The organism is Bradyrhizobium sp. Pha-3, from assembly GCF_042258615.1.
Classification (GTDB): Bacteria; Pseudomonadota; Alphaproteobacteria; order Rhizobiales; family Xanthobacteraceae; genus Bradyrhizobium.
The window spans coordinates 7,524,882-7,545,340 of the sequence record NZ_CP170152.1; the positions used below are offsets into that span (position 1 = coordinate 7,524,882).

General features: G+C 58.9%; 21 protein-coding genes and 3 pseudogenes. 12 read left to right on the forward strand and 12 right to left on the reverse strand.

The genetic code is table 11. From position 1 onward, the window contains the following. Positions 1 to 48: 48 nt before the first annotated feature. Positions 49 to 267 (reverse strand): transposase, encoded by a 219-nt coding sequence (locus ACE10Z_RS35245; RefSeq protein ID WP_375784869.1) that lies wholly within the window; start codon positions 265 to 267, stop codon positions 49 to 51. 288 nt (positions 268 to 555) lie between these two features. On the opposite strand from ACE10Z_RS35245, the gene ACE10Z_RS35250 reads away from it, so the two are divergent. The 3 genes from ACE10Z_RS35250 (at position 556) to ACE10Z_RS35260 (ending at position 2,419) form a co-directional block, all read left to right on the forward strand. After that, entirely contained in the window at positions 556 to 1,209 is a 654-nt protein-coding gene (locus tag ACE10Z_RS35250) for a transposase (protein WP_375789998.1), read from the forward strand. After that, entirely contained in the window at positions 1,124 to 1,780 is a 657-nt protein-coding gene (locus tag ACE10Z_RS35255) for a transposase (RefSeq protein ID WP_375784870.1), read from the forward strand. Before ACE10Z_RS35250 ends, ACE10Z_RS35255 begins: the two co-directional genes overlap by 86 nt. Before the next feature lie 207 nt (positions 1,781 to 1,987). Beyond that, positions 1,988 to 2,419: a transposase gene (locus ACE10Z_RS35260; RefSeq protein ID WP_375784871.1), complete on the forward strand. Its 432-nt coding sequence runs from the start codon at positions 1,988 to 1,990 to the stop codon at positions 2,417 to 2,419. A gap of 159 nt (positions 2,420 to 2,578) precedes the next feature. Here the strand turns inward: ACE10Z_RS35260 and ACE10Z_RS35265 are convergent, their stop codons facing one another. The 5 genes and pseudogenes from ACE10Z_RS35265 to ACE10Z_RS35285 form a co-directional block, all read right to left on the reverse strand. After that, positions 2,579 to 2,962 (reverse strand): transposase, encoded by a 384-nt coding sequence (locus ACE10Z_RS35265; RefSeq protein ID WP_375784872.1) that lies wholly within the window; start codon positions 2,960 to 2,962, stop codon positions 2,579 to 2,581. A gap of 130 nt (positions 2,963 to 3,092) precedes the next feature. Beyond that, a pseudogene (locus ACE10Z_RS35270) lies at positions 3,093 to 3,356 on the reverse strand (IS66 family transposase); the annotation flags it as partial. A 344-nt stretch (positions 3,357 to 3,700) separates the two neighbouring features. Next, positions 3,701 to 3,892 carry a cupin domain-containing protein gene (locus ACE10Z_RS35275; protein WP_375789999.1) on the reverse strand — a complete coding sequence of 64 codons (192 nt, stop codon included), beginning with the start codon at positions 3,890 to 3,892 and terminating at the stop codon, positions 3,701 to 3,703. Beyond that, positions 3,877 to 4,059: pseudogene (locus ACE10Z_RS35280) on the reverse strand (cupin); the annotation flags it as partial. The gene ACE10Z_RS35275 and the pseudogene ACE10Z_RS35280, both read right to left, overlap by 16 nt. 27 nt (positions 4,060 to 4,086) lie before the next feature. After that, the gene (locus tag ACE10Z_RS35285; RefSeq protein WP_375784873.1) at positions 4,087 to 5,478 is read right to left on the reverse strand and encodes an FAD-dependent oxidoreductase; all 1,392 of its coding nucleotides are present in this window, start codon (positions 5,476 to 5,478) and stop codon (positions 4,087 to 4,089) included. Between the two features lie 143 nt (positions 5,479 to 5,621). On the opposite strand from ACE10Z_RS35285, the gene ACE10Z_RS35290 reads away from it, so the two are divergent. The 4 genes from ACE10Z_RS35290 to ACE10Z_RS35305 all read left to right on the forward strand — a co-directional run bounded on the left by ACE10Z_RS35290 (position 5,622) and on the right by ACE10Z_RS35305 (position 9,149). After that, on the forward strand, positions 5,622 to 6,098 hold the full coding sequence (locus ACE10Z_RS35290) for an Lrp/AsnC family transcriptional regulator (RefSeq protein WP_375784874.1): 477 nt from the start codon (positions 5,622 to 5,624) through the stop codon (positions 6,096 to 6,098). Positions 6,099 to 6,209: 111 nt separating this feature from the next. Further along, entirely contained in the window at positions 6,210 to 6,587 is a 378-nt protein-coding gene (locus ACE10Z_RS35295; RefSeq protein ID WP_375784875.1) for a hypothetical protein, read from the forward strand. Positions 6,588 to 7,334: 747 nt separating this feature from the next. Then, positions 7,335 to 8,762, forward strand: coding sequence for an IS1182 family transposase (locus tag ACE10Z_RS35300; protein ID WP_375784876.1), 1,428 nt, complete (start codon positions 7,335 to 7,337; stop codon positions 8,760 to 8,762). A 168-nt stretch (positions 8,763 to 8,930) separates the two neighbouring features. Further along, positions 8,931 to 9,149 carry a transposase gene (locus ACE10Z_RS35305; RefSeq protein ID WP_375784869.1) on the forward strand — a complete coding sequence of 73 codons (219 nt, stop codon included), beginning with the start codon at positions 8,931 to 8,933 and terminating at the stop codon, positions 9,147 to 9,149. Between the two features lie 46 nt (positions 9,150 to 9,195). On the opposite strand, the pseudogene ACE10Z_RS35310 reads toward ACE10Z_RS35305, so the two are convergent. Continuing rightward, positions 9,196 to 9,582, reverse strand: a pseudogene (locus ACE10Z_RS35310) (lyase family protein); the annotation flags it as partial. Positions 9,583 to 9,997: 415 nt separating this feature from the next. Here ACE10Z_RS35310 and ACE10Z_RS35315 point away from each other — a divergent pair. The 4 genes from ACE10Z_RS35315 to ACE10Z_RS35330 all read left to right on the forward strand — a co-directional run bounded on the left by ACE10Z_RS35315 (position 9,998) and on the right by ACE10Z_RS35330 (position 14,303). Then, positions 9,998 to 11,263 carry a CoA transferase gene (locus ACE10Z_RS35315; protein ID WP_375784877.1) on the forward strand — a complete coding sequence of 422 codons (1,266 nt, stop codon included), beginning with the start codon at positions 9,998 to 10,000 and terminating at the stop codon, positions 11,261 to 11,263. Beyond that, a complete protein-coding gene (locus ACE10Z_RS35320) occupies positions 11,263 to 12,471 on the forward strand; it encodes a CaiB/BaiF CoA transferase family protein (RefSeq protein WP_375784878.1) in 1,209 nt (402 codons plus the stop codon). The genes ACE10Z_RS35315 and ACE10Z_RS35320 overlap by 1 nt, the downstream gene beginning before the upstream one ends. A gap of 12 nt (positions 12,472 to 12,483) precedes the next feature. Next, positions 12,484 to 13,122 carry a maleylpyruvate isomerase N-terminal domain-containing protein gene (locus tag ACE10Z_RS35325; RefSeq protein WP_375784879.1) on the forward strand — a complete coding sequence of 213 codons (639 nt, stop codon included), beginning with the start codon at positions 12,484 to 12,486 and terminating at the stop codon, positions 13,120 to 13,122. A gap of 182 nt (positions 13,123 to 13,304) precedes the next feature. Further along, positions 13,305 to 14,303 (forward strand): NADPH:quinone oxidoreductase family protein, encoded by a 999-nt coding sequence (locus ACE10Z_RS35330; protein WP_375784880.1) that lies wholly within the window; start codon positions 13,305 to 13,307, stop codon positions 14,301 to 14,303. A gap of 837 nt (positions 14,304 to 15,140) precedes the next feature. On the opposite strand, the gene ACE10Z_RS35335 is transcribed toward ACE10Z_RS35330, so the two are convergent. Beyond that, entirely contained in the window at positions 15,141 to 16,439 is a 1,299-nt protein-coding gene (locus ACE10Z_RS35335; RefSeq protein WP_375784881.1) for an amidohydrolase family protein, read from the reverse strand. Between the two features lie 235 nt (positions 16,440 to 16,674). Further along, positions 16,675 to 16,995, reverse strand: coding sequence for a hypothetical protein (locus ACE10Z_RS35340; RefSeq protein WP_375784882.1), 321 nt, complete (start codon positions 16,993 to 16,995; stop codon positions 16,675 to 16,677). Here ACE10Z_RS35340 and ACE10Z_RS35345 point away from each other — a divergent pair. Beyond that, entirely contained in the window at positions 16,930 to 18,033 is a 1,104-nt protein-coding gene (locus ACE10Z_RS35345) for a PotD/PotF family extracellular solute-binding protein (protein WP_375784883.1), read from the forward strand. The genes ACE10Z_RS35340 and ACE10Z_RS35345 overlap by 66 nt on opposite strands. A 19-nt stretch (positions 18,034 to 18,052) precedes the next feature. On the opposite strand, the gene ACE10Z_RS35350 is transcribed toward ACE10Z_RS35345, so the two are convergent. From ACE10Z_RS35350 to ACE10Z_RS35360, 3 genes are read right to left on the reverse strand one after another with little or no spacing between them, the layout of a single operon-like run. After that, entirely contained in the window at positions 18,053 to 19,060 is a 1,008-nt protein-coding gene (locus ACE10Z_RS35350) for an ABC transporter ATP-binding protein (RefSeq protein ID WP_375784884.1), read from the reverse strand. 60 nt (positions 19,061 to 19,120) lie between these two features. Beyond that, positions 19,121 to 19,942, reverse strand: a complete 822-nt coding sequence (locus ACE10Z_RS35355) for an ABC transporter permease (protein ID WP_375784885.1) — start codon at positions 19,940 to 19,942, stop codon at positions 19,121 to 19,123. Beyond that, positions 19,939 to 20,076, reverse strand: a complete 138-nt coding sequence (locus ACE10Z_RS35360) for a hypothetical protein (protein ID WP_375784886.1) — start codon at positions 20,074 to 20,076, stop codon at positions 19,939 to 19,941. Before ACE10Z_RS35360 ends, ACE10Z_RS35355 begins: the two co-directional genes overlap by 4 nt. Positions 20,077 to 20,459 lie beyond the last annotated feature (383 nt).

Consider the following 20,459-nt stretch of genomic DNA (forward strand, 5'->3'; position numbering starts at 1 on the left):
CGCACTCGGCCGTCACCCGCAGGCAAGAGCTTCGGAGTTTCCTCCACCTCAGTAGCGACGATCTGCACCGGCGCAAAGGAAGGTACAACCTGCTCTGATGTCCGTGCTTGTCGACGCCAGGTAAAAACTAGGCGCTGCTACCCCGTTGCGACGCGCAACCTCCGTCACCTTCGCGCCCGGCGCCAACGTCTCTTCGACAATCCGCACCTTGTCATCCTGCGACCAGCGCCGCCGCCGCTCCAGCCCGCCCAAAACCTCGACCCGCATCGCCTGATGACCTTAAAGCTAGCAGACCGTGTGAAAAGTCCACGAGGCTGATTCCAATGACAGGGCCGTTGCGTTAGATTCGCGCATGGCACACATTTCTGGCTCGGATCGTTCGCAGCTTCTGCTTTTGCCCGAGGCGATCGACGATTACGTCGACGTCGAGAATCCGGTCCGCTTTATTGATGCCTTTGTCGAGAGCTTGATCTCAAGAGTTCAGGCTTTGCGCGGGTAGAGGGGAAGGTCATAGGGCGGCCAGGTTACGATCCGGGTGACCTGCTGAAGCTTTATATTTACGGCTATCTCAATCGTGTTCGTTCGAGCCGACGGCTGGAAGCCGAATGCCATCGGAACATGGAAGTAATTTGGTTATTACGAACTCTCAAGCCGGATTTTAAGACCATCGCTGATTTCAGGAGCGACAACCGTGCCGCGTTCAAGTCGGTTTTCCGCGAGTTCACGGTCTTATGCCGACGTCTCGATCTCTTCGGGCGAGAGCTCCTAGCGATAGATGGCACGCGCATCAAGGCCGTCAACAACAAGGATAGGAACTTTACGAAGGCATCACTAGATAAATTCATCGCCGCCGCCGACAAGAAGCTTGATGACTATCTAGCACGGCTCGACACAGACGATGAGATCGAGCACGCGATGGCGGGGGCGCGCACTAGGAATCTTGCTGAGAAGATCGAGGCCCTCAAGAGAAAGCGCACGCAATATGCAGCTTATTTGAAGATTCTGGAGAGGAGCGGCGATGATCAAGTATCGATGATCGATCCTGACAGCCCGCGCCATGGCCGCGCATACCAAAGTGGGCGTCGGTTACAATGTTCAGATCGCGGTGGATGCAAAGAACAAGATGATCGTCGAACAGGCGGTATCAAACGATGTCCTGGACATGGGTCTTTTGCAACGAACCGCCGAGCCCGCGCGAGCTATACTTGATGTCGAAAAACTCAACATCGTTGCCGACAAAGGCTATTACAAGATAGAGGACATTGAGGCGTGTGAGCGGGCAGCTCTGACGCCCTACATGCCGCGGCCGCAGCGAGGGGCGGCAGTGAAGAATGGATTCTTTCGCAAGGACGAGTTCCGCTACGATAGTGTGAGCGACGCCTACATCTGTCCGGCCGGGCAAACACTGAAACGGATACGTGAAAGCCGACTGCGCGAACTGAAGAAGATCGAATACGGAAATCCAAAGGCGTGCCGCGCGTGTCCCCTGCGCTCACGCTGTACGAGGGATATTCGCCACATCTCGCGTCTTGACAACGAAGGCGTACTCGACCGCATGGCGGAGCGTGTGTCGGAGAAGCCAGAAATCCTTAACCGGCGCCGCGAGATTGTCGAACACCCTTTCGGCACGATCAAGCAGTGGATGAACCAGGGCGCCTTTCTTATGCGCGGCCTCGAAAACGTGCGCGCCGAGTTCAGCTTAACGGCGCTCGTCTACAATCTCCGAAGAGCGCTCAATATCCTTGGCACGAAAGCACTTCTGGCAGCCGTGCGTGCGTGAAATTCGAGCGGTAGCACGAAAATGCGGCTTCATGCAGTTCTCCTGAACGGTAAGGACTGCGTTCGTCGGTCAGATCATCAAATATTTGCTGAAGCGAGCGCAAGCCAACGCGGGTCGGAAATACCTCGGACTTTTCACACGGTCTGCTAGACTTAAGGTCGCACGCTTCGCGAATTACCACGCGTCACGCAAAACGGCGCTCGTCGGATGCGTACGCTACACACACCGGGTGGCAATCCCAACAACCGGATCGTCGATATCGAGGATGGCAAGGTACGCTTCCGGTGGAAGGACTATCGCAACGAGAACCGGCAAAAGGTGATGACGCTCGACGCCGGGGAGTTCATCCGGCGTTTCCTCGTCCATGTCTTGCCCGAGGGATTTCAGCGCATCCGCTATTACGGTTTCATGGGCAACCACCGCAAGCAAAAGCTCGCCCGCTGCCGCGAACTCCTCGGAATGCAGCACTCCGATACTCCGGTGAATCCGAAGGAAGGGCGCGATTATCGCGACAAGGTCGAGGAGCTGACCGGGGTTTCCCTGCGGGAATGTCCCTTTTGCCGTCAAGGGCAGATGGTGTGCATCGAGGTGCTCGCCCCCGTTGCGCCACAAGACCCGCCTTTTCTGGACACTTCATGACGGTCGGGATTTTCCAATCATTGATCATCGTTCGTTCTATCTGCCAAGGTAAGCGAAGCCGCTTGAAGTGATTTGAGACCTACTGCAAAAAGTCGATCCCGAGGGGCCTACCCTCATCGCTGCCACAGCTTATGCAGATAGATTTTCGAATCATCTCGATCATCCTTTCTGTGTGCTTCTGCAGCACACTGTCATCCGCTTGGATGCGCTCGGCTGCGAAGACATGGCTCCGGGCGGCATCAGGGTTGCCGCGGCCGCACCCACCCAGCAGGCGAACGTCGAGACATCGAGGTCGATACCTTCGCGCTGGTAGACCTCGCTCTGACGATTGAGCGGCAGGAGCAAGCCGTATTTGCCGAACATGACATATGCAAGCAGCTTCGGCCCCGCACGTCCACGCGCAATCGGGTACGAGGGAGCCGGGGGTTGGGTGATCGCTTCGCAGGCCCGGCAGCCGAGCCTCTCGCGCACGTGCTGAATGACGTTCCATTGGCGCGGAACGAGCTCCAGCGTCTCGGTCACGTCCTCGCCGATCTTGCGCAATCGGCTGCCGCCACAGCATGAGCAGGTCGCAGGCACCGGATAAACAATGCGCGCTCCCGAGGCGAATGCTCCGGCGGCGGCTGGCGCGCTGGCTTGCGGCGCTCGAGTGAGGGCACCCCATCTTCTCGGCTGCGGCCATCTGCGCCGCTGTCTCGGCTTCCGAGGCATTCTCCTCGAGATCCGCGAGCTGCAGCTCGAGTTGGTCCAATAATGCTCCGCGCTCTGAGGATTGTCCGAACTGCTCCCATAGCTTCTTGATTGCGAGTGTGAGCTTCTCGATCTGCAATGCCCGCGCCTTCCCCTCCGCTTCCGCGCCCAAGCGGGCCGCTCGCTCGGCGCGCAGCATCGCCTTCAGCGTGGTCACATCGTCGGGGAAAGAATCATCGGCGCCCATCGCCGACCAGAGAATCACAATACGCTAGCTAGCGCGATGAATGGCAGAAGCGCGAACGCGCTGTACCCATCGCTTTACATCGCAACAAATTGTTGGGGCAGGATTCGCTCCATCCCGCTCGCTCGCGCATCCTCCGTCATCGATATTGTAGCGTGGGCTGCTTCGATCGCTACCGCCGCTGATTGTATAATCCAAAAGCGCGCCGCGTTCTGAATGGTGCCTGCGGCGACACTTCCGTCCCTTAGCAAGACTCATTGGAATTTAACGCATAAAAGCGCGAGGCAAACCTGATTGTAGTTTCGGACGACGCAACACTCAAACAGTGTTTGCTTTGATCATAAGGCTCATGTGGTCTTCGGAAGAATCACGTAGGCCTTCCGAACCGTCTTAATGATATTCCATTCCCCCTTCGTCTTCGGAAAAAAATATATCGAGTCACCGGCTTCGAGAACGATTGTCGCACACCATCGGGCGTAAACGTACAGCGCCCTGAAAGGAAAGTTGCGAATTCCGCCTCGGCAACCTGTCGGCGCCATCTTCCGGGAGAGCACTCCCAAACGCCAGCGCTTATCGCGTCCGTCGAAGATTTGAAGGCGACCTTGTTGCGCATGATGGAGATTGGCTCACCAATCAGGCGGGAAACGGGGCTGATGCTGTCGACGTCAAGCAGATTGACGGAAGCTTTGAGGATAACCGGTGTCATGATCTATTCCTGTTCATTTACGAAGTGTCAGTTTCGCCTCGAAGGCACATAACCGACGGGAGCAAGGTTCGCGATCGCGAGAGTAAAGTAGTCGGGGCGCCGGGCATGGTCTTCCAGCCACTCTTTCCGGCGTAACGCTTCGCGCACAACGATGGAGCCGACATAGCGGAAAGGTTCTATCGGAAATTTGTCCACATCGTCACGGATCAACCCGCACTCGGACCACTCGTTCACTTCGTCAAGAGCAAGCGAGGCGAGTATCTTTCCACCCAGAACGGTTGGTCCGACGCCCTGACCAGAAAAGCCGATGCCGTAAAATACGTCTGGGTGATTGTCTAGACGGCCGAAGAAGGGCAGACCGTCAACGGACCTGTCGATCGGGCCGGTCCAAGATGATTCGATGTCCATACCATCAAGCATCGGGTAAAGCTTAAGGAAGCTTTCCTCCACTTCGCCGGCTCTGGGCGACGGCCCTTCATAGTGATCGGCCACCTGTCCGGCGAAGGCGAAGTGCCCTAACGATTTGCCGAAAATGACGCGTCCATCAGGCGTATTTCGATAATAGTTCAGGAACATGCGGGAATCACATATTGCGACACCCTTTACAAACCCGATCTCATTCAGCTTGTCGGGCCGGGCCGTTGTCGCGATCATATCGCTGGACACGATCGCCACCTTGCGCCGCAGAAAGGGGAATTGGGCTCCCCATGCGTTCATGGCCAGAACGACCTTCTTGCTTGAAACCGAGCCTTTTCGCGTTATCACTTTTGGCGTTCTGGTGCGCTCTAGGCCGATCATTGGCGAATGCTCGTAGATCACCACGCCCAGTTTCTGAGCGTGAGTTCGTAGGCCGAGGGCAAGCATGGCCGGCTGGACGGTGGCAGCATCTGGTTCGAACACGCCAGCTAGGTTGCGATCAGTGCCGCCCAAGCGCGCCACTTCCTCATTGTCGAGGATTTCAAACGGCCGCACATTGTGCTTGGCCAGCTCATTAATCAGGATATTCCAGCAGCCGATCTGCGCCGCCGAGGTCGCAGTCCAGAGCCAGCCATCCGCGCGGAACTCCGCATCAATCGCATTCTCTCGGCAGAAAGCGCTGATTTCCAGCACCGCTTCCGCCGAGCTTTTCGCAATTCGGGTAGCTTCATCTGTACCGCATAGCTTGTGCAACGAGAGATATTTGGCCCAGTAACTAGTGACGAATCCGCCATTGCGGCTGCTTGCGCCCGACCCGCACAAGTCCCTCTCTACCACCACGACTTTAAGTGAGGGCGAGCGCTCTTTGACCCGGATTGCTGTCCATAAGCCCAGGTACCCGCCGCCGACGACCGTTACGTCGGCCGTGACGTGCGTCGACAAGGATCGCCCTTGAGGCTCCCCAAGACGGTCGAACGCCTGCTTTAGCCAGAAATTATCCATCGCGGCCCCGGTTGAGAATTGCATACGCATTCAAAATAGTGGTATTGTAAGCACCTTTTCGTCGCACTTTCCGGCCAATCAGATGATTCCCTGCATACTCCGGTTTTTTGCGGACGAAATTCGTCTTAAGCTGGGAGTCGGTTATGCAATACGATCGAATCGACGCTCGCATCCTTGAGATCGTGCAAAAGAACAATCGTCTAACTTCCGAGGTGATCGGCGAACTGGCGGGGCTTTCTGCTACCGCCTGTCAACGACGACTAAAGAGACTCCGTTCGGAGGGAATTATCGAGGCCGATGTATCGATCGTTTCGCCTAAGGCGGTCGGCAACCCTATACAAATGCTTGTGCTAGCAACCTTAGAGCGGGAGCGTTCAGATATAATTGACAGATTCAAGAAGGCCATCAAATCGTCGGTTGAAGTTGTTAATGGATTTTACGTCACCGGCGACGCTGACTTTGTTCTCTACATTACTGCACCGACTATGGAAGATTATGAGCAGTTCACCCGGCGGTTCTTCTATAAAAACGCGGAGGTTAAGGCGGTCAAGACGATGGTCATAATAGATCGCGTAAAGGTTGGCTTTGCCGTTCCAATTGAAACTCCACCGGAGGCGTGACGCACGCCAGTATCTCTCCCCGAGGACCTATGCGTTTCGGGCCGTCTCACCGCTCGTTCTCATTTTGGCGTAGAAGTTGATCGTGGAAACTCGTCATTGATGCGTCCCCCTATGACGGCGCTGCAAGCGGAAAAACGACTGACGTCCGACCGGGCCGATGGGATCGTGAAACTCTCCCGACATCCATCGCGGCGCCACTATTGGCTGCGCTACCGACGTTGTCGAAAGGCATCGCTTCAATCCGTACCCCACCGAAGCTCGACAGCGCGGACGAACGCCTTCTTAGCCGACCCGGTCGCCCTGAAGCTTGCGCATCCCGTTGTCATCGTGTTAGAGATCGCGGCCGGCGAAACGGACAGCGGCGGAAACGATTTCGGCTCTCGCCAGGAAAGAAGTTTGATCCGCAACATCACGAACGCTCTTGCCAGGGCCGCTTTCCTCGATCAACTGAGCGGTTCCCTTGGTTCCTTGGGCAAGGTTCGAAGTTAATGCCGCTGGAGCGCGAATAGTGGTTCACGCACCCAAAAGAATAGTCCCAGGTCCGCCGCCTGTGCAGCGCTTATTTTGCGTAACATCTACCCGATTCATGGCTCTATGCGCCACGCCGATCCGCAATTTTCGATCATGTCGATCGATGCGTCGATTTAGCCGAGATCGAGTTTGCGGTTAGGCCCGGATGCGGCTCATCGGCGCAGTCGACGCGGCGACGCTGAAGGCAAAGGTTGGGGTGCTGGCTGATGGACGGCAGCGATGGTCGCCATTCCGTCGATTCCTTTGGCGGCGGATGATCTAAAGCTCCTTGTTGTAACGAGGGCGCGTTGCTCCTACGGCTCAGTCCTCGGGTAATGGGGAAGGCCATCAACTGATCGAGCTTCAAGCGACCGCCGCGGTAACGAACTGTGTTCGCGGAGCAGACAAAGCCTTCGTGTGCAACTTCCGTTTCAATCGGATTCAGGCAGGAAGCGTCAGCTCTCTTCTTAGCGTACGACTACCACTGCCTTCCGCCGCGCTTGCAATCACCGGGCAGACTTCGTTCGCGGCGCGATCGGGAACGTCTTCCTTCCAACGCACCGATCCGAATGGTCGCTCCAGCATGCGGCGGACGGTACGCATCCGACGGGCGCCGTCTTGCGTGACGCGTGGTAATTCGGAAGCGTGTGACCTTAAGTTTAGCAGACCGTGTGAAAAGTCCCTGAGGCGGATTCCAATGACAGGGCCGTTGCGTTAGAATCGCGCATGGCACACATTTCTGGCTCGGATCGCTCGCAGCTGCTGCTTTTGCCTGAGGCGATCGACGATTACGTCGACGTCGAGAATCCGGTCCGCTTTATTGATGCCTTTGTCGATGGGCTTGATCTCAAGAGTTTAGGCTTTGCGCGGGTGGAGGCGAAGGTCATAGGACGACCGGGTTACGATCCGGGTGACCTGCTGAAGCTTTATATTTACGGCTATCTCAATCGTGTTCGTTCGAGCCGACGGCTGGAAGCCGAATGCCGTCGGAACATGGAAGTAATTTGGTTATTACGAACTCTCAAGCCGGATTTTAAGACCATCGCTGATTTCAGGAGCGACAACCGTGCCGCGTTCAAGTCGGTTTTCCGCGAGTTCACGGTCTTATGCCGACGTCTCGATCTCTTCGGGCGAGAGCTCCTAGCGATAGATGGCACGCGCATCAAGGCCGTCAACAACAAGGATAGGAACTTTACGAAGGCATCACTAGATAAATTCATCGCCGCCGCCGACAAGAAGCTTGATGACTATCTAGCACGGCTCGACACAGACGATGAGATCGAGCACGCGATGGCGGGGGCGCGCACTAGGAATCTTGCTGAGAAGATCGAGGCCCTCAAGAGAAAGCGCGCGGAATATGCAGCTTATTTGAAGATCCTGGAGAGGAGCGGCGATGATCAAGTATCGATGACCGATCCTGACAGCCGCGCCATGGCCGCGCATACCAAAGTGGGCGTCGGTTACAATGTTCAGATCGCGGTGGATGCAAAGAACAAGATGATCGTCGAACAGGCGGTATCAAACGATGTCCTGGACATGGGTCTTTTGCAACGAACCGCCGAGCCCGCGCGAGCTATACTTGATGTCGAAAAACTCAACATCGTTGCCGACAAAGGCTATTACAAGATAGAGGACATTGAGGCGTGTGAGCGGGCAGCTCTGACGCCCTACATGCCGCGGCCGCAGCGAGGGGCGGCAGTGAAGAATGGATTCTTTCGCAAGGACGAGTTCCGCTACGATAGTGTGAGCGACACCTACATCTGTCCGGCCGGGCAGACGCTGAAACGGATACGTGAAAGCCGACTGCGCGAACTGAAGAAGATCGAATACGGAAATCCAAAGGCGTGCCGCGCGTGTCCCCTGCGCTCACGCTGTACAAGGAATATTCGCCACATCTCGCGTCTTGACAACGAAGGCGTACTCGACCGCATGGCGGAGCGTGTGTCGGAGAAGCCAGAAATCCTTAACCGGCGCCGCGAGATTGTCGAACACCCTTTCGGCACGATCAAGCAGTCGATGAACCAGGGCGCCTTTCTTATGCGCGGCCTCGAAAACGTGCGCGCCGAGTTCAGCTTAACGGCGCTCGTCTACAATCTCCGAAGAGCGCTCAATATCCTTGGCACGAAAGCACTTCTGGCAGCCGTGCGTGCGTGAAATTCGAGCGGTAGCACGAAAATGCGGCTTCATGCAGTTCTCCTGAACGGTAAGGACTGCGTTCGTCGGTCAGATCATCAAATATTTGCTGAAGCGAGCGCAAGCCAACGCGGGTCGGAAATACCTCGGACTTTTCACACGGTCTGCTAGACTTAAGGTCATCAGGCGATGCGGGTCGAGGTTTTGGGCGGGCTGGAGCGGCGGCGGCGCTGGTCGCAGGATGACAAGGTGCGGATTGTCGAAGAGACGTTGGCGCCGGGCGCGAAGGTGACGGAGGTTGCGCGTCGCAACGGGGTAGCAGCGCCTAGTTTTTACCTGGCGTCGACAAGCACGGACATCAGAGCAGGTTGTACCTTCCTTTGCGCCGGTGCAGATCGTCGCTACTGAGGTGGAGGAAACTCCGAAGCTCTTGCCTGCGGGTGACGGCCGAGTGCCGCATTGTCGTCGCAAAAGCAGTAAATTCTTGGCCCAGAGTCATTGGAACAGCGTCCTGCAACTGTGTGTGGCCTAACTTTACGACGCTTGCGAACTCCGACCCTTTTCGCTCCAGCTCATCCGCAAGCTCGCGGAGCTCTCAGCCTAAAGACCGATGCGCCAATACAACGGCAAGCCGAATCGCGGTTGGATAGACGTCATTCGTTGACTGAGAAAGATTGACATCATCGTTCGGATGGACAACGTCGTAGCGACCACGAGGAAATCCTAGGTGCTCGAGCCCTCCGTTTGCGATGACCTCGTTAATGTTCATGTTCGTGGATGTTCCGGCGCCACCTTGAAAAACGTCGATGGGAAACTCGGCGGTCAAGGCCCCGGCAACGAGCGCCAAAGGAGTAGCGCTGACATCCCACATGCGGCCGTTGTCCGGCCCGGTAACAGCACGAAGCTCAGCGCGACTGTTGTCAGTCTCGAAGGTTTCGCGGGCTTGGAACGATGGGACAACAAACCATGCCCCGGGGCCGGCCTTGTGGATGGTTCGGCGTCGAAATCAGTACAAACTGCAGCTTACTTGCAGAATTTCTGCAACTCAGGGCCAACTTTCTTGGCGTTTGAGCGTCAATATTCCTTATAATTTTAAACTTGCTATAGCCATAGCCATTAGCACTTGCAACGCACGGCCTTCGCGCTGACATTCCCGCGGGAATGCTGCCGCGTTACCATAGCGCGGTTGGAAATGGCACATCATCCAGACGGCGCCCCCGTCGCGGAATCATAGGACGCTCATGAGGGAAAGGATAATGGAGCAGAAAAGGGCGGGCTTTCTTGCGCCCTATCACGTCCTGGATCTCACCGACGAACGCGGCCTGCTTGCGGGTTGGATGCTGGGTCGGCTCGGCGCAGATGTCATTCAGATTGAACCGCAGGGGGGCTCGTCGGCCCGCAATGTTCCGCCCTTCGCGCAAGATGCGCCGCCGGGTGAGAATTCGCTTTATTGGTCTGCCTATGCGTCTGGAAAGCGCAGCATCACGTGCGCGCTCGATCGCGCCGAGGGGCGCTCGCTCTTGCACCGGCTTGTTGCCAAGGCCGATGTGCTATTCGAAAGCCAGGGGCCCACGCTTCATCCCGAGCTTCGCTTCAAGACTCTGAAAAACATCAATCCGCGCCTCGTGCACGTCACCATCACGCCATTCGGATCGGATGGTCCGAAAGCCCAATACGCCGACAGCGAGCTGATCGTATGGGGGGCGGCCGGACCGCTTTGGCCCAATCGCGATCATTGTGGCACGCCATATAGGATCAGCGCGCCGCAAGCCTATCTGCATGCCGGCGCCGATGCGGCCTCGGGTGCGCTTCTCGCCCTTTTCGCCCGCAACCGGACGGGGAGAGGCCAGCATGTAGACGTCTCCGCACAGCAAAGCGTGGCGCTGACCACGCTTTCATCCAACATGTCGGCGGCCCTCGGGCATAAGAATTTCTCGATCGACTCGCCGTCGCAGACGGACGAGCCCCATTCGGTCGGCAAGCGCAAACTGCGTCTCAAATGGCTGGTGAAAGACGGGTTCGTGCAGATGCATATTGGCATGGGACCGGTTGACGGCCGTTTCACTAACCAACTCTTCGACTGGATGCGCCGCCAGGGCGCGGTGCCTTCAGGCGTGGCCCAATGGGATTGGATCCAACTACCGAAATTGATCGAAAGCGGTCAGGTGAGCGAGGAGCAGGTCGAAGAGGCGCGCGCGGCCGTCGCAGCCAGCCTTGCCCGCTATACCAAACGCGAAATCATAGAGATTGTCCTCGCCGAAAGACTTCCGATGGCTCCGGGTCTTACGGTTGCCGAAGTGCGCGAAAGCAAGCATTTCAGTGTGCGTGGTCTTTTCGAGATGATCGATGAGAACGGTCGGCCGCGCACGCTGCCAGGCCGCTTTGGACTGACTTCCATACCGAGCCACGCCGCTACGAGGCCCGCGCCACGCTTGGGCGAACACAATGACGCGGTCTATGAGGATTTCCTCGGACTCGCGCCGGAGGAGCTTGCGCAGCTGAAACAAGAGGGGATCGTCTGATGCGCGTGCTCGAGGGACTGAAAGTGCTCGATTTCGCCTGGTCGTTTGCAGGGCCCATGGTCGGACGGACGCTCGCCGATTTCGGCGCCACCGTCGTTCGCGTCGAGTCGGCTAAGCGGGCAGATTTCGCGCGCTATTTTGGCCCCTTCCCCAACGGCAAGCGCGACACGGAGCAATCCGCCACGTTTGAGAATTGCAACGCTGGAAAGCTGGGCCTTGCTCTCGATCTTTCACGGGAGGAGGCGCGCCCCGTCGCACGCGAGTTCGCAACCTGGGCCGATGTGGTGATCGAATCCTTTTCTCCTGGGCAGATGGCGCGGTTTGGTCTCGATTACGAGACCCTCCGAGCGCTCAATCCCGGCATAATCATGCTGAGCACGTCGCTCATGGGACAAACCGGTCCCTATGCGAATATTGCCGGTTTCGGCAGCGTCGGCGCAGCCTTTTCGGGTTTTCAAGTATTGGCCGGAAAGCCAGGCGAGCTTCCCATTGGGCCATTCAGTGCGTACACCGATTGTGTGGCGCCGCGCTTTTCGCTCTTCATGCTGCTGGCGGCGCTTGACCATAGGAGGCGTACCGGTCAGGGGACGCTGATCGATATAGCACAAACCGAATCGGGCATCCAATTTCTTGCGCCGCAGATCGCCCATTATTGCGAGAGCGGACAGATTGCCGAGGCGCTTGGCAATCGCGACCTCGCCTTTGCGCCGCATGGCGTGTTCCCGGCGCAAGGCGAGCATCGCTGGGTGGCTATCGTAGCGCGCAATGATGCGGAATGGACCCGGCTGGCTGCGCTCTTGGGCCAACCATACTTGGCACAAGATTCTCGCTTCGCCACGCTCGCCGCGCGCAAAGCAAACGAAGATGCGTTGGAAGCTATCATCGCGGATTGGACACGACGCCAACACGAAGACGACATCGAACGGGACTTGCAGGCACAGGGCATCCCTGCACATGTCGTGGCCTCGCCTGCAGATTTCGTATCTGATCCCCAATTGCTAGCGCGAGGTCAATTCATTCGTCTGCCCCATCCGTCGATGGGCGAAACCGTGGTCGAGTCCGCCCGTTACCGGCTTTCGGATACGCCTGCATGCTACGACCGCAGCGCCCCCGCCATCGGCCGCGACAATGATTACGTTCTGCGCGAGCTACTAGGTTATCCGCCCGAGCGGATCTCGGCATTGAAAGAAGCTGGCGCGCTCACCTGAACGGAGGATGAGTTGCTTGCCGAAGCTTACGATTTTCGCGACAAATGCGACCCGCTCCACGCGCTCCTTGCGCCTCTTCCCGACGACGCGTTCGCCTACAAAACATTATTCAAGAACTGGACGATCGATGACGTCCTCGGTCATCTTCATCAAGGAGACCAGGCGGCAGTGGCCACGCTCGACGGCGACGATGCCTATGCTGCGTTCAATGCGCCCTATCGCGAAGCTGTTGCGCAGGACGTGCCGCTGACCACCCTCACAGCGCAACGGCTGGGCGGCCTTAAGGGCCAAGCCCTGCTTCGGCATTGGCGTGAATTTACGGGCGAAGTCGTGCGGCGCTATGCCGAACTCGATAGCAGCAAGCGCGTGGCTTGGGGCAAAGTGCGTATGAGCGTTCGCTCCTGCGTCAGCGCACGGCTCATGGAAACATGGGCGCACGGCCAGGCCGTGTACGATCGGCTGGGGAAAATCCGCGAAGAACACGACCGCATCAAAGGCATCGCCGTGCTCGGCGTTAACACACTCGGCTTCTGCTTCGCCAATCGCGAGCTCGAACCGCCGGCGGAAAAACCCTTTGTGCGTCTTGTGGCGCCGTCGGGCGCGATTTGGACCTGGAGTGCGTCCGATGCTCATTCCTCCGTCGAAGGTTAGGCCGTCGAATTCTGCCAAGTGGTTGTGCAGAGCCGAAGCTTGGCCGATACGAAGCTTGTGGTCAAAGGCAATGGGGCGACGCGGTGGATGGCGATCGCTCAATGTTTCGCAGGACCGCCGGAAGAGCCGCCCTCCCCCGGCGCCCGCCACCTGCAATTCTGAACAGACCCTGGAGGCGATCAATGAAGGCGCTGCTCAGCAGAGATGCCGGAGGGCCGGAGACCCTGGTGCTGGAAGATCTGCCGAGCCCGAAGGCCAAGCCCGGCTTTGCGGTGATCGAGGTTAACGCGGTGGGCGTCAACTATCCCGACGTGCTGTTCATCGAGGACCGGTACCAAGTCAAGCCGCAGCGCCCTTTCGCCCCGGGCGGCGAAATCTCCGGTGTGGTCAAGGAGATCGGCGAGGGCGTCGTCAATGTGAAGCGGGGTGATCGGGTGCTGGGCATCACCGACTGGGGCGGGATGGCCGAGGAGATAGCCGTGGAGGCCGGACGGCTGATTCGGATCCCCGACGCCATGCCCTTCGACGAGGCGGCGGCCTTCATCTTGGCTTACGGCACCTCCTACTACGCCCTGAAGGACCGTGGCTGCATGGAGCCGGGCGAGAGCCTGCTGGTGCTCGGCGCGGGCGGCGGGGTCGGTCTGGCGGCAGTGGAGCTCAGCAGGGCCATGGGCGGGCGAGTGATCGCAGCGGCCTCGTCGCAGGAGAAGGTCGACCAGGCCCTCGCGCGTGGCGCCGAGTCGGCCGTCGTCTATCCCCCCGGGCCCTTCGACCGCGACGGCCGGAAGGCGCTCGCCAAACTCTTCAAGCAAGCGGTGGGCCCAAATGGCATCGACCTCGTCTACGACGGCGTCGGCGGCGACTACACCGAGGCGGCGCTGCGCTCGATAGCTTGGCAGGGCCGCCTCCTGGTGATCGGCTTTCCGGCCGGCATTCCACGCGTGCCGTTAAACCTACCTCTGCTCAAGGGCAGCGAGATCGTCGGGGTCCGGTCGGGTAGCGCAATGGAGCGCGACCCGGCGGCGCACCAAAAGAACGTCAAAGAGCTGCTGGACTTCTACGCCGCCGGCAAGATCAGGCCGTACGTCTCCGAGCACTTCCCCCTCGACCGCGCCGCCGAGTCCATCGCGCACCTAGCCAGCCGCAAGGCCGTGGGCAAGGTGGTGGTGATGGTGGGCTGACGCGGTGACAGCCGTTCCGGCGCAGGGGCGTTTGTGAGACAATCGCCACCACGGCTATCGCCGTCCACGTCAGTCTGAAGCCCTTTTGTCCCCCGAGGAGTGGGCGCCACTGGCCCGCCCGCGGTCCTGGAAAGGGTTGGCGTGGAGGTCCATGCTGGGGGGTCATCGGCGCGGTCCACTATTTCGGCCCGGCGGAGTTCTTCGCCCATGATCCGCACCGATCATGCTAGAGCGGCCCGGGCAGCCCGCCAAACATCATCGGTTGAGGGCTTGTCTTTCGACTGACAGATTCCTGATTTCCGCCCGCGCCTTTTATGTCAGCAATATCTGCAGGAATGGATATGGATTTCGATGTGTTGCCCGCTCGCCCGACACTGGCGCCTCTTATCCGGTTCTTGTTCATCGGCCAGCATCTTCGATGCTCCACGCTCCTTAAGACCCCGCCTCGCGGCGGCAGCGCTGGAACATGCCCGGCAGACAACGAACCCGCGGCGTCAGTGGAGGACAAGCCTGGTCACCTGAGGTGTCCTGTCTGAGAGGATGTTTGTCGCGCTCCCTCTCAAGACACGAGACCCCGATCGCTAAGACGAGCCCTCCTCGCCGGCGCGTGATTGCGGACATGACGGACTGTCAAGACCGGGCGATCGCGCGAGCCCATTTTCGACGTTATGGAAAGTAAAGAAAGGGTATCGACACGCCGCAGCCGGCAGCGAACCCGTCGACATTTAAGTCAAAAAGCCTCATCTTCCTGCGCTCTTGTCCGTCGCTGGCGCCCTTGCAGGGGTACGCTGGCGTCGCGTCCGTTTCCGCATCTTATCGAAGCACCGCATGTACTCCTCACACATTTGGAAAGAAGCGACGTGCGTTGCCGCGCATGACCCGTTCAATGAGTTCGGGGGATTCCTCGAGGGCGATCCAGCCTTCGGCGACTAGTTCCGAGAGTGCCTGCGCGATGCCACGGCGCGCGATGCAGGCGTGGCCATAGATTGGCTCGACCGCGGCATAATCGCCACCGAAGGTGAAAATGTTATTGGCCGGAACCGCCAGCAGAAACTCCTTCAGGAAGCGGACGCTCGCCGCCGGGTTGAGAATCCATGCCCAGCACATGTCGATCGCCGCGTTCGGATAGTGTTTGGCCAGCGCGATAAACTCTTTCTCGTACGGGTAGCCGATATGCATCAGAACGAACCGTGTGTCGGGGAAGTCCTGCAGGAGGCGACAAAGATCGGCGGCGTTGTCGCGAATACGGGCTAGTTGCATCACGCCACGACCGGACAGATAGCCCGTGTGCAGCTTGACGGGCAGGCCGCACTCACCAGCCTTGTCGACGCAGTAGCGGAACAGAAAATCCTGCAGCGCCTTGAGGTCCTCGGAGCAGAGGGCAGAGGTGCTGCCGATCTTACCGGCATGCCGTAAAAACAGCTGCGACGCATGCGCTTCAGCCACCGGCGAGAAATCGAGCGAGCGCGAATAGGCGATCCAGCATTTCACCGCCACGGCTCTGGGGCCGTACGTGGCGAAATAGAAGTCGATAGCATCGAGCCATGCCTCCAGCGTCGTCGGCTGTTTACCTGTTTCGTTCTCCACGCGGGTGAAGTCAACAGCGCCGCACCGGCTGAAGTTGGTGATGTCGAGATCCTGCGCGAGTAGTTCCGGCTGCTCGGTTTCCATAAAGATGCGCTGCACAGAATTGACTTGGCACCTCTCGATGTTCGCACGACGCAGGATGGTGGCGTAGAAGCCGGGGCGCACGGTCTCGCGGTATTTTTCGGCGATGCGCGGCAGACTCTCTGCAGTCAGGTCGTTTTCACCGTAAAGACCGCGAAACGTATGGCGCAGCGCCTGGGCATAGCCGGTGTGGCGAACGCGGTCCCAGTAGGGTGCGACCAGCCGGTATTTTGCCTCGCTCGAAAGATCCGGCCCGAGGAAGTTTCGCAGCTCGGCATCCGGCATGCCTGCAACCACCAGATCGTGGGCAACATAGGACGCGAACAGATAGGCCCAGTCGTCGCACGGCAGGAGCCGCGCATCGAGCGCGCCGGAGAGGCGCAGGCTTTCCTCGATCAGATGCTCATGGGTGTCCATGAACGGCGTCTGCTCGACCCACTGCGTAATCTGTCGGTCGAAATTCGTCATCGTTTTCCCTCGGTCGCAGATGAAACTGGCAGGCACAGCCCCCGCCCAGCAGCTGGCGCGGTCAGGCGGTTTCGATACGGTGGATGAGGTTCCGGCTTGGCGGCGAAGCGGCCCAGCTCCCGTTCGAGGGCGAGGGCTCCGAAAGAGCGTGGATCGATGATGTCATGGACAAAGCATAGGCCCACCTCAAAGCCGAATTCTCTTTATTAAAGCTCTGTTTTGGCCGAAGTTCTGCTCAGATTTGGTCTATCGCGCCATAAGCGATCGTTGGAGCGGTCTGGGCGCACGCGACGAAGCCGCATTCAAACCTGCCCGCCATGAAGACACGCGCCAATGCATCCGCCTCGACGACCGCGCCGCCGAGTCCACCACCCACCTCGCCAACCGCAAGGTCGTGGGCAAGGGGGTGGTGATGGTCGGCTGACGCGGCGAGTGTGCATATTGACGACGTGGTGCTGCGCTGCTTGGAAGCTACGGGCCGACCGAACTGATGTCGATCCTTCAGATATCCAACAGTTCGGTCGATGACGGTCTGCGCTCCACCCGCCATGTCCATACAATGAAGCGCGGCCGCAGCGTTGGCGTCCAATGCAGATCATCCTGGTTCTCATCTCGGCGGTGGAGTCGGCCGCAGCGCAGCCGGCCTCTTTGGCCTTGGGAAGACGAAACCGTTGATCTCGCCGATCCTCGGTCCGCCGCCATCATCGGCAAGATCAAGGCCACGTGGCCCAACTCGCCTTTTGACCTGATAGACAACTGGTCGCCCGTCTTTCAGTCAATGACCAAGGAGGGGTGGGCAGAGACGGTCGCCTTGGCGGACGTACCGAACTTGGCAGACGTGCCCGAGCAGTTCCTGACCAAGGACGACAAGGGCAACATCAAGAGTATCCCACGCTCGGTGCAAGGCGGCTACTTCGCAGTGCGCACCGATCGCTGCCCCATTGAGATCAGGACCATCGAGGATCTACTGAATCCCAGGCTGAAGGGGCAAATCTGCTGGCCCGTGACGACCATGAACATGAACGTGCACACGGTGACGCTGGCCTTGGCACGCGGCGGAAACGAATTCAATATGGATCCGGGCTGGAAGTTCCTCGAGGAGTTGGCCAAGTCCGGTAATATCGGCCGCCTCTATCAGTCGGGCGTCGAGAATACGAATTCGATGACCACGGGCGAGACCTGCATCACCTATATGTCGCACGGTGCCCTGGTTCCCCTCGCCAAAAGGGTGCCCATCAAGGCGCTGACGAGGGTGGACGCTTCGCTGAAGGCGATCCTTAGTGTCACCGGATGGGTGGTCATGGCGAGCTCGAAGAACAAGAAGGCCGCCATGGAGTTCGCCAATTTCACCGTGAGCAAGGGAAACTCCGAGCTCTTCAACCAGGACATCGACCGCATTCCCGCCAACCAAAAGGTGAAGCCGGGCGCGAACGCCGCCCCCATCCAGTTCACGCCACAGGAGCTCGACAAATTCGCCTATCTGCCGGACTGGGCTTATATGTCCACGCAACTGGACACATGGGTGAAGAAGTTCGAGCGGGGACATCGCGCCGAAACTTTAGCGCGCCTCGCGTCACGCAGGGGCGGGCATTGACGGGGAGCCGCCCCTTTTTTTAGGCCTCCAGCGCAAGCAGGAGGCAGTCCTCCGGACGAATTTCCACCCGGACGCTTTCGCCGTCTCGCGCGAAGCAGTGGCCGTTGTTTTGCACGACGGCATGGAATCTGTGGCCATTGGCGAGACGAACCCAGTGGTGGATGGTCGAGCCAAGATATTCCGACTTCTCGACCACGCCCTCGAGCGCGTTCACGCCGACCGCGGCGGTGGCGCCCTTTGTCCGCACGGCGATGCGCTCGGGCCGGATGCCAAGCTCCACGGCACCGCCGGGGACCTTGCCTGCAATTACGATGGACAGCCCGTCCTGAGTTACGAACCGGCCGCCGTCAAGCCGGCCCGTGAACCAATTCGACTGTCCTATGAAATCGGCAACGAATTTGTTCGCGGGCGTGCTATAGATCTGCTCGGCCGACCCCTGCTGCATGATCCGGCCCTTGCTCATGACAATGATGTGGTCCGCGAGGCTCATGGCCTTCGACTGGTCATGCGTCACGATGATGGTGGTGATGCGCGCTGAGGTAAGGATCTGCCTCAGCTCAACTCTCAGTGATTCTCGCAGCTTAGCGTCTAGGTTGGAGAGCGGCTCGTCCAGAAGGAGGAGGGAGGGCTGGGTTATGAGTGCGCGAGCCAGCGCCACCCGTTGCTGCTGGCCGCCGCTCAGCTGGTGCGGGCTGCGCTTCTCATAGCCGGGCATCTTCACGAGATCGAGGACGGAGCGGATTCGCGCCGGGAACTCGGAGGGAGGAACGCCGCGCTCGCGCAGGCCGAATGCGATGTTTGCTTCCACGCTCATGTGAGGGAAAAGTGCGTAATCCTGAAAGACCAGTCCCACATTGCGCTCGTAGGGGCGTTTCTTGCGCACGCTCTCGCCGCGGATGAGGATGTCTCCGCCATCTGGTACCTCAAAGCCCGCGACGAGGCGCAGCGTCGTGGTCTTACCGCAGCCGCTTGGCCCGAGAACGGAGACGATGCGTCCCTCCTCGACCTGAAAAGAGATGTTGTCCACGGCCAACTCTTGGCCAAAGCATTTCGAAACGGTGCTGAGCTCCAATACGGTCATAGGGCCCTACTTGTGATAAATGCCTTGTCCGATCACTTTGTCCAGGCCCACGATGCGAACTAGGACCCAAATCAGCGCGATGGTGAGAGCGATGAGGCAAACGGCCGCCGCGGCGATGCGCAGGTCGAATTGCGAGCGCATCATGTTTGTCATGGCCACGGGCAGCGTGTAGAAGTTCGGGCCCGTCAGGAATAGGCTGACCGAGACATCATCCATTGAGTAGGCGAAAGCGAAGACGGCGCCTGCAGCAATACCGGTCTTTGTTAAGGGCACCGTTACTTTCCAAAAGGCGCGCCGCTCCGTGGCACCCAAGCTTAGAGCCACCTCTGTGAGCGATTTCCTGATTCCTACCGGACTTGCGAGAGTCGTTCGGATAACATAGGGCACTGTGATGATCAGATGACCACCGACCAGGCGGATCAGCCCATCAAAGACGCCGATCGTGGAAAAGAAGAGCAGAAGTGAGAAGCCGATGATGACATGGGGCACGACAAGGGGCGACAGAAAGAAGGCAGGCAGCGTCTCCTTGCCGGGAAAAGAGTAGCGGTCGAGCATGAACGCCGCCGTGACGCCGACCAAGGTCGACAGCGCGGTTGCCCCCAGCGCCAGGATCAGGCTGACCTGCACGCCTTTCAGGTAATAGGCGTCCGAGAAGAAGCCCACGTACCATTGCAGGGATAGCCCGGGTGGGGGAAACGGCCCAAGGAATTCCCGCGAATCGAAGGACATGACGGCAGCGATGAGCAGCGGCGTAACGAGGAACGCTATGGTGGCGATGGACAGGCACACCACCATGAGGTTCAACACATTGTCGGCGAGGCGCTTCATCGAACGGCGCGCTCCCAGCGGTTGCTGGTCAGCCGCGAAACGGCGTAGATCACCAGCAGGCAAACACCCAACATTACGACCGCGACGGCCGATCCGCTAGGGAAATTGGCCAGCTCGCTGAACCGGTTGTACAAGCGCGGCTCCGCGCGTGAGCTTCATGCTTTCCTCCCAACGCGAAAATAAGTTCACCTCTCTGGCGCCAAAATCGCGTTCCCGGGAGGGTTCGAGAAGAAGGCCCCGAGCAGGGCTCGCTCTTGCAGCGAGAGGGCGTCGGACCCGTGTCATGCGCATCAGCAAGGTGATTAGAGTGGGCCTCGCCGTAATACCTTAAAGCGGTTCGACGCGAAAAGACCGCGTAAATCGGCTCTGGATTGCAGGACTCCTGCAAAGATGAGAGCATTTTCCATTGATTTGAGCGCCTGCTGCATCCAGGCCGCGCGGCAAGCGGGCCAAGGCGAATGGCGGAATCCGCCGCCGAACATACTAATCAGGCTGCAATCATCTCTTCCTTGGTCAT

Coding starts and splice junctions, on each gene's coding strand:
- ACE10Z_RS35285 (WP_375784873.1), bottom strand. CDS start 5,478: ATGGATAATTTCTGGCTAAAGCAGGCGTTCGACCGTCTTGGGGAGCCT.
- ACE10Z_RS35255 (WP_375784870.1), top strand. CDS start 1,124: ATGATCGTCGAACAGGCGGTATCAAACGATGTCCTGGACATGGGTCTT.
- ACE10Z_RS35275 (WP_375789999.1), bottom strand. CDS start 3,892: ATGGCGCCGACAGGTTGCCGAGGCGGAATTCGCAACTTTCCTTTCAGG.
- ACE10Z_RS35330 (WP_375784880.1), top strand. CDS start 13,305: ATGAAGGCGCTGCTCAGCAGAGATGCCGGAGGGCCGGAGACCCTGGTG.
- ACE10Z_RS35260 (WP_375784871.1), top strand. CDS start 1,988: ATGCGTACGCTACACACACCGGGTGGCAATCCCAACAACCGGATCGTC.
- ACE10Z_RS35300 (WP_375784876.1), top strand. CDS start 7,335: ATGGCACACATTTCTGGCTCGGATCGCTCGCAGCTGCTGCTTTTGCCT.
- ACE10Z_RS35245 (WP_375784869.1), bottom strand. CDS start 267: ATGCGGGTCGAGGTTTTGGGCGGGCTGGAGCGGCGGCGGCGCTGGTCG.
- ACE10Z_RS35345 (WP_375784883.1), top strand. CDS start 16,930: ATGTCGATCCTTCAGATATCCAACAGTTCGGTCGATGACGGTCTGCGC.
- ACE10Z_RS35340 (WP_375784882.1), bottom strand. CDS start 16,995: ATGGACATGGCGGGTGGAGCGCAGACCGTCATCGACCGAACTGTTGGA.
- ACE10Z_RS35320 (WP_375784878.1), top strand. CDS start 11,263: ATGCGCGTGCTCGAGGGACTGAAAGTGCTCGATTTCGCCTGGTCGTTT.
- ACE10Z_RS35290 (WP_375784874.1), top strand. CDS start 5,622: ATGCAATACGATCGAATCGACGCTCGCATCCTTGAGATCGTGCAAAAG.
- ACE10Z_RS35355 (WP_375784885.1), bottom strand. CDS start 19,942: ATGAAGCGCCTCGCCGACAATGTGTTGAACCTCATGGTGGTGTGCCTG.
- ACE10Z_RS35335 (WP_375784881.1), bottom strand. CDS start 16,439: ATGACGAATTTCGACCGACAGATTACGCAGTGGGTCGAGCAGACGCCG.
- ACE10Z_RS35305 (WP_375784869.1), top strand. CDS start 8,931: ATGCGGGTCGAGGTTTTGGGCGGGCTGGAGCGGCGGCGGCGCTGGTCG.
- ACE10Z_RS35315 (WP_375784877.1), top strand. CDS start 9,998: ATGGAGCAGAAAAGGGCGGGCTTTCTTGCGCCCTATCACGTCCTGGAT.
- ACE10Z_RS35295 (WP_375784875.1), top strand. CDS start 6,210: ATGACGGCGCTGCAAGCGGAAAAACGACTGACGTCCGACCGGGCCGAT.